The sequence below is a fragment of the Phocaeicola fibrisolvens genome (assembly GCF_025567125.1).
In the GTDB taxonomy this organism is placed as follows: domain Bacteria; phylum Bacteroidota; class Bacteroidia; order Bacteroidales; family Bacteroidaceae; genus Phocaeicola; species Phocaeicola fibrisolvens.
In genome coordinates, this window is the sequence record NZ_JAOQJI010000005.1 from 139,097 (window position 1) to 146,832 (window position 7,736).

Annotated in this window: 6 protein-coding genes; 2 read left to right on the top strand and 4 right to left on the bottom strand. The window is 38.8% G+C overall.

Annotated elements, in window-relative coordinates; genetic code table 11:
- Positions 1-591 precede the first annotated feature (591 nt).
- The 3 genes from OCV81_RS03820 to OCV81_RS03830 form a co-directional block, all read right to left on the bottom strand.
- Entirely contained in the window at positions 592-990 is a 399-nt protein-coding gene (locus OCV81_RS03820) for a structural protein P5 (protein WP_148328512.1), read from the bottom strand.
- On the bottom strand, positions 987-1,427 hold the full coding sequence (locus OCV81_RS03825) for a phage holin family protein (RefSeq protein WP_148328514.1): 441 nt from the start codon (positions 1,425-1,427) through the stop codon (positions 987-989). The genes OCV81_RS03820 and OCV81_RS03825 overlap by 4 nt, the downstream gene beginning before the upstream one ends.
- 120 nt (positions 1,428-1,547) lie before the next feature.
- Positions 1,548-1,850 carry a hypothetical protein gene (locus OCV81_RS03830; RefSeq protein ID WP_148328516.1) on the bottom strand — a complete coding sequence of 101 codons (303 nt, stop codon included), beginning with the start codon at positions 1,848-1,850 and terminating at the stop codon, positions 1,548-1,550.
- Between the two features lie 2,117 nt (positions 1,851-3,967).
- Here OCV81_RS03830 and OCV81_RS03835 point away from each other — a divergent pair.
- Together OCV81_RS03835 and OCV81_RS03840 are read left to right on the top strand one after the other, a co-directional pair.
- Positions 3,968-4,933 carry a hypothetical protein gene (locus tag OCV81_RS03835; RefSeq protein WP_148328520.1) on the top strand — a complete coding sequence of 322 codons (966 nt, stop codon included), beginning with the start codon at positions 3,968-3,970 and terminating at the stop codon, positions 4,931-4,933.
- 17 nt (positions 4,934-4,950) lie between these two features.
- Positions 4,951-5,850 (top strand): hypothetical protein, encoded by a 900-nt coding sequence (locus OCV81_RS03840; RefSeq protein WP_148328522.1) that lies wholly within the window; start codon positions 4,951-4,953, stop codon positions 5,848-5,850.
- Positions 5,851-5,882: 32 nt separating this feature from the next.
- Here OCV81_RS03840 and OCV81_RS03845 read toward each other — a convergent pair.
- On the bottom strand, positions 5,883-7,736 hold a 1,854-nt coding region (locus tag OCV81_RS03845), incomplete at its 5' end, for an SGNH/GDSL hydrolase family protein (protein WP_148328524.1).

Here is a 7,736-nt window from a genome sequence, read left to right on the forward strand (position 1 = left end):
AGTTCAGTGAGAGATATATCATAAGCTGTGTTTATTCGTTAATCAGTGGCTATATGGAAGTATATAAAATTGAAGGAAATCCCAAACTTATTGATTGGTCATTTTAATGTGTCAATAGCTAATCTACTCATTAAACCTACTAATGGTATTGATATGCCATCCTTCATTACTATTTTTTCAATTTACATACTATCTGAATGGCAATTATCAAAATGGTTATAGCTATTATCATTATGACCCAGCCACCGAAATCCATACGGAACTGCTGCCATTTTGTGAGTTCCTTTTCAACTAGATAGGGAACGTTAATACTGTCTGTTTTTGAAATGTACATTGTATCTCTTACTAATTTGTTACGATATAGATACTTATACTTCTCAATCAAGACGGTATCTCCCTTTTCCTTTACATATACGCTGTCAAGCATGTAGATGCTATCACGCTGTAACTTGTTGATATAGATCGTATCAACCTTTATCGTTTCTACTGGAACATACTTAATCGTCCGGCAAGAGCAGAGAACAAGCAAGCACATGAAGGGAGCCAGCGTAATACACCGACTCACCTTGTCTATTATGTAATTATAGAGTTTCATAACGCCTCCCATCCTGCTTCAATGTCTGACATCACAGCAGGTACACCGTTTTCCACCTGACTGATTGCTGCGGCAAAGGTGCACATGGTTGTCTTATCCTCCACATCTGGAACATAGGTTGTCGGTACCTGCATCTCCTTACACACACGTGAGATATATCCTCCAGTGTTGTTCTCAGTTGATGGTGCCCATCTCTGGATGAAATCCGCTATAGTCTGGCAGCCATGCCGTCTTCGATAGTTCTGCAATGTGCGAATCAGTGCCCGGTATCCCCACTTCATATCCGAGAACTGGAAAAACTCCTTATCTTCCTGAACAGGTCTAAGACCCTTCCACTTATCCTTAGTTATCCGGATGTTCCCTGGATTATTATTACGTAAACCTCTTGGTATCATTTCTTTTCCTCCTTTATCTTCTTAATTATTTTCTGTGCCTCTTCTGGCGTGAGGCATTCTACAATTTTGGCAGCCATGTCGGCCACTTCCGCTGCATGGCTCTTTTTTCTGCGAAGGTTCTCCACTACAGAAAATCCTTCGATAATCAGCACACCCAGTGTCCCGATTATCGCCCCGTAGGGAAGGTTGTACCATGGAAAGCACAAGCCAAGAATATCAATCAGAACAAAGAATAAAACCAGCCTGTAGTAGTCCACAATCTTTGTCCCTGTTTTTCGTAAAGGTCTACTGCATATCTTTTCCTTGTTGGCCCGTGCCGCGTCTATGCCAGTCCACATATCCAATAAGCAGGCAAATACGATAAGCACAAGGCAGGTGAAGATTATTGCCACACCTGACCGTAAATCCTGCGTAATAAATCCTACATACTTTTCCATTATCTTACATTTTTTCTTTCATACAATTAAGGTTTTGATATATTTATACTATATTTGTAAAGTCTCACTTGAGGCCTATATATTTTATGTGGGGGTGCAGAGGCACCCTTTTTTTGTGCATTATGATAACTGATTAAACCATACTCCAAGTGCAGCTGCTGCAAAAATTGTTATGCATCCAGCAACAGCAGCTAATACATCCATCCAGTCCGCTTTTTCATCCATGATGAGTTCTTTTATGACTGATAGGATAATAACGACTACGGTTCCTATAAGTACAGAACCAACCTTCTCGAGTGAATTTAAGTTGTCCTCTTGAAGAATCGTTACAATGGTTACCAATGCGCAAATCCACCCTCCTCCAATGAAATGCAATACCTTGTCATTCCCTACCTTTTTAATCAAATCATCTAATTCCTTCATATAAAATAAGATTTAATAAAACAAAAAGCCCTCCGACAATGCTATACACATTATCTGAGGGCAAACAAAAATATGAATTATATCATCTAATGAATCTAATGATAAAAATCCTGGAAATTTGGGAAAGCATAATATACTATAAAACAAGAAGATATAAATACTCGATATTTTAAGCATGTACTATGAGCAACAATCAAAATTAACGTTTCAGCTCTCAATTCTTTTTATATAATAATTTCACCTGTCGGTAGAAAATGGGTAGAAACAAAAAACTAGTAGCCCAATTTCTACCTATTTTCTACCGAATCTTGAATACTGCACGTAATTCCTTGAAATCATGAAACAACGCAAGTTCCGGCAGAACTTAGGACGGCCGGGCTTACCGTTAGCTTCCTGAATGAGTCCGGGGACACTGAGAAATGGGAGTTCGGCGGTGGTTCCTGGGCGATTGGTGGGTTTTCGCAGGTAGGAGCTAAGAAAATCGATAAGTTAGACAATGAAAAATTAAATAAAAATAATCCAGAACAGTCCGCAATCAAAGATAGTTCAGATACTTTCTATTTTGCAGACTCAAAGGGAAATGTTATCGGGAAACTGGATAAGGATGGGTTCAAGGCGATAGAATATCTTCTGAAGGACGGTAAAAAGTTATCAGAAGTGTTGCTATCAAAAGCTGAGACTGATAATGATTCCGAATCACGGCTGAAGGATAATTCTGACTCTTTTATCTTTTGTGATTCAAAAGGAAATGTAATTTGTCAGATATTAAGAGAAGGTGTTAAGTCTCATGATTTTATCCTGAAAAACGGGAAAAAATTATCAGAAATAGGTGTGGAGCTGGAGGGAAAAGTGAACAAAGAGGAAGGGAAAGGTCTTTCCTCAAATGATTTTACGGATTCATATAAGAAAAAGATTGATGATATTCAGGCTGGTGGAGGTGGAGGGACTGACAATATAATTAACAGAATGGATGGTTTCTATTTCTGCGACGGAAGTGGAAATGTGATTCTTAAAATAACATCAGACGGAATATACAACAAGGACGGAACGCCATTGAAGAATGATGGGAATATCCCGACGAGCTGCATATACGGGAAAAAACTGTACACTCTCTGTGATTCGTTAGGAACAGCTAATATATGGCAGGAAGAGTTTGCAAAAATAACAGGTTGCATTTTTAACGGTAATGAAAACTACAATCAAGGTAATGCGTTCAATTTGTCGGAGGGTGGCACACGGACGCTAGGAAATGACAGGAAATGCGGCCAGATGCGCGCCTTGAAACTTCTAGAACTGCATCCTGACGCTGATGTTATATTCTATGAAAACGTCAACGATACGTCTGCGAAGAGAGGTTCCATATCTGACGCACCCTTCATGCTTTCACAGATGGTGGATTATGATGGAAATATATATGGGAGTAAAGAAGAAGCCCAGGAAGCACTATCTGACGTAATTGAAACGGTTGCGGAAAAGAAAGTGGGAACAATGATACGGATTCCTTACACGTCTGAAAGCAAGGACGGATTTCTGCTTACCGTCAATGGAACTGCCGTATCGGACGGGAGCATCCAAATAACGATGGGAGGAAACAGTACAGGAATTGCTGTAACCACAAAGATGTCAATAAGTGACATTCTCAATGAGATATTGCGATGCGACTTTATTCAGTACGGATATGAGGACGTAAAGAAAGGAGACAATTCCATTCTGTTTTCCAACGTAGGGAGCGGTGGCGAGGTAACCTTCAATGCAGGAGACACAGGGGTTTCCGCCACTCTGACAGGCGACTATTCCTCATCGTATGAAGCCTACTGCTTCATTTCACGTGACGTGAACCAGTGGAATACGGTTGGGAACTGGAAGAAATGGGATGAAATAACTTTGCAGAGTGCCGTAAAAGGAATATTGGAATTTCTGTCTACAAATTTCCCGAAGGCACAGATATACTATTTGCTCCTTCCTNTTCGTTAGGAACAGCTAATATATGGCAGGAAGAGTTTGCAAAAATAACAGGTTGCATTTTTAACGGTAATGAAAACTACAATCAAGGTAATGCGTTCAATTTGTCGGAGGGTGGCACACGGACGCTAGGAAATGACAGGAAATGCGGCCAGATGCGCGCCTTGAAACTTCTAGAACTGCATCCTGACGCTGATGTTATATTCTATGAAAACGTCAACGATACGTCTGCGAAGAGAGGTTCCATATCTGACGCACCCTTCATGCTTTCACAGATGGTGGATTATGATGGAAATATATATGGGAGTAAAGAAGAAGCCCAGGAAGCACTATCTGACGTAATTGAAACGGTTGCGGAAAAGAAAGTGGGAACAATGATACGGATTCCTTATACGTCTGAAAGCAAGGACGGATTTCTGCTTACCGTCAATGGAACTGCCGTATCGGACGGGAGCATCCAAATAACGATGGGAGGAAACAGTACAGGAATTGCTGTAACCACAAAGATGTCAATAAGTGACATTCTCAATGAGATATTGCGATGCGACTTTATTCAGTACGGATATGAGGACGTAAAGAAAGGAGACAATTCCATTCTGTTTTCCAACGTAGGGAGCGGTGGCGAGGTAACCTTCAATGCAGGAGACACAGGGGTTTCCGCCACTCTGACAGGCGACTATTCCTCATCGTATGAAGCCTACTGCTTCATTTCACGTGACGTGAACCAGTGGAATACGGTTGGGAACTGGAAGAAATGGGATGAAATAACTTTGCAGAGTGCCGTAAAAGGAATATTGGAATTTCTGTCTACAAATTTCCCGAAGGCACAGATATACTATTTGCTCCTTCCTGACCTTTCTGTAGGGGATTCCACACCGAAGAGGGAGGACGGAACGATTGACATTGACAGTATTGCATCCCTGCCTTCATGGTCCGAACTGTATGACACGATGCAGGAGATTGCAAAGTACATGTGGATTCCTTCAATCAGGTTGGGGGAAAATTGCGGCATAAATCCCTACAATGCGTCATCCGGAGGTTATTATCCTTATAATGGAGGCGTTCATCCCTATGAGATGGGTTATAAAAGATGGGGTGTACAGTTATCAAGAATTTTTTAACTTTAAAACTTATAATCATGATTTTTGTAGCAAAAAATGCTGACTTCTCAGCAAATTCAATTGGGAAAATTAATATAAATACGGAACTTTCATCTTTTACGAAAAACCTTCTAAAAAAGATGACCAGGTTCGATGAAAAGTCGGATGAAGCATTTGCTTTTGACATGTTCTATTCAAGCCTTGTTGACAAGGGACTGTGGGACAAGATAGACAATCTTTATTTACCCGTAATGGCAAAAACAATCGACGAAACCTTCTGTGATGTTGCAGGGGATATGAATTATGACGTTATTGATTTTTCAGAATCAAACATCGAATTATCAGAACTTAATGGACTAAGACAAATTAACAAGTCTGGAGGTGGAATTAATGACAAAATACGTCCGACGCTGAATAAAAGCGTTAATTTCAATGACGTTAGTGCGTGCATGTACATTCTTGATAATTTTCAGGTAAAATGGGAGGAAGGATATACCTATGATGCAAAAAGAAACATCGGATTCTCGAACCAGTTAAGTTTCTTTGCACTGAATGTCGACGGAAGTGGGAAAATATATCCTTCAACAATGATTTCCGCCGGTGGACAATATCCATCCGTTACAGGTTCAAGCAATGCCCTTATTCCAGAAAAAGGGTTCATGGGATTTACTAGAAGAACTTCTGATAGTTATGACACAGAATATATTGTCGATAATACAGCCTATGAATATGGAGAGAAAAAAGAAGGCGACGAAACAAATGTAACTAATATGCAGCTTTTTGCTGAGAATTTTATATCGGATAGAAAATCAGGTGATCAGTTAAAGACCATAATAGCTCCAAGTATAGGACTTTATATCATCACTAAGAACGCACTTACACGGGATGATATGCTTGACCTTGAAAATATCGTAGAAACATTTATGTCGTCATTATAGGAATAGCCGGCAATTTGCCGGTTATTCTTACATCAGAGTTGTGAGAATATATATTGAGCTGTTCGTTTCCCAAGCAAGTCTGTCTGATGTACACCATCTGTGTATAGTTCTTTCCACTTGTATTGCCTTCCTCCAGCGTTATTATATATGTCTATGTATTGACATCCAAACAAACTTGCAGCTTCTTGTATAACTTGATTCATCTTACCTTTAATATCATCTTGGAAGGTAGAGAATATATTAGTATCAACAGAGGTTGCAAGTATCTGCTTTTGCATTGACAAACAGATTATTCTTGCTGTAGGATTGTCCGTTACTAACCTTTTAAGTATCCCTCTATATGCTGCTCTAAAAGTCACATCTGAAATTCCGGTTTCTGTCGAAAAACCTACTATCGAATTTTGTTCTCCTTCATAAATTTCTTCGTCATCTTCTTCATTCCATAAATTATAATAGATATCGTTTTCTTTAAAAACTCCACCATTAGATTTCGCAGTCGATCTGACTCCGGCATAATCATTCTGACCTCCCCATAAAATTATAATGCCAGGGTTATAAAATACAACATCAAAGCATCTTTTGTAGATTGAGTTTTCTGCAATAGGCATTATTTTAGTACCACCTACGGCAGTCGGATATGCTTTTCTGTATTTATTCTGCGATGAATCATACCAGAACCCATCATCTCCTTTCGTCAAAGTTTCATCGTTTGTGAGATATTTTGTACCACTACCCTTAACCTGTACGTATCCAACTCCTTGACCATTTTCATTGCTGTCCCAAGTCATTTTTGTCAGCTTTATCAATTCTTGTTGCCATTTTGCAAGATAAACAAGGCTGTCTCCAACAGAACATAATTTTTCATTCTCATAAGGCATATATATCGTTGTAATTGTCGGTTTGTTTTTAATAAATGAAGGCTTACCTTCATTCGTCTCATCCCAATCTGACTGTTCTTGTTCGATGTCTTTTTCTATCTTTTCTGTATAATACAATTCATATAAAAATTCATGATTACCATCATATAATGATAAACCTATGCTGTCCGTTTCTTCAGGTAATGTTATGTCTTCATCCCATTTGTTTGCCTGTTGCGATTCCACATAAGCAAATTTTTCCAAGGGATTTCCTTCCGCATCAAAAGCCCAACATGCCCCATACTGATTCCATGTCGTTCCTTTAAAATGTATTTTATTACTTTTTACCTTAACTGGTCCAACGACCGCAAAGTTTTCTCCTACATTATTCAATAGATTACCAGTCGTTGGAGAAAATCTTTTATCTTGAACTGGCGCAGGATTCTCTAATTGTTCGAAAATAATACTATCATATATTGCTAAGTCACTCTTCGTTGCTACATTGGGCTTGTTCTTTATGTAGGACTGTTTCGCAGTATCAGTTTCACTCCAATCCGGATTTTCGATTATTGCATCACTTCTTGTATATCCGTATGGTATATAATTTTGTTCTAAATCATCTAGGTAAATCCATGATTCATCTTTATATTTACTTAAAGAATAAGGCATTGTCGCCTTAAAAAAATAAGCATTTTCAGGTAAACTGTCAATTCTATTTCCTTCAACAGTGCTTATATAGATACCATATTTATCAAAAAAAGCAGTTTTGATATAAGCGTCAGAAACTTCATTAAGAACAGAAAATCTTATCACTTTATTACCATTTAGCAGAATCATCTCAGTAGTACTTCGGTTTTCCATGGATATTTCTTCACCGGAATTATTGAGAGAAAAGCCGTCATGCACAGAATTTTTATCAAGTTTGTTATAGCTATATACTTTGGTTAAATAATTTAATTTATCGATTTTCTTAGCTCCTACCTGCGAAAACCCACCAATCGCCCAGGAACCACCGCCGAACTCCCATTT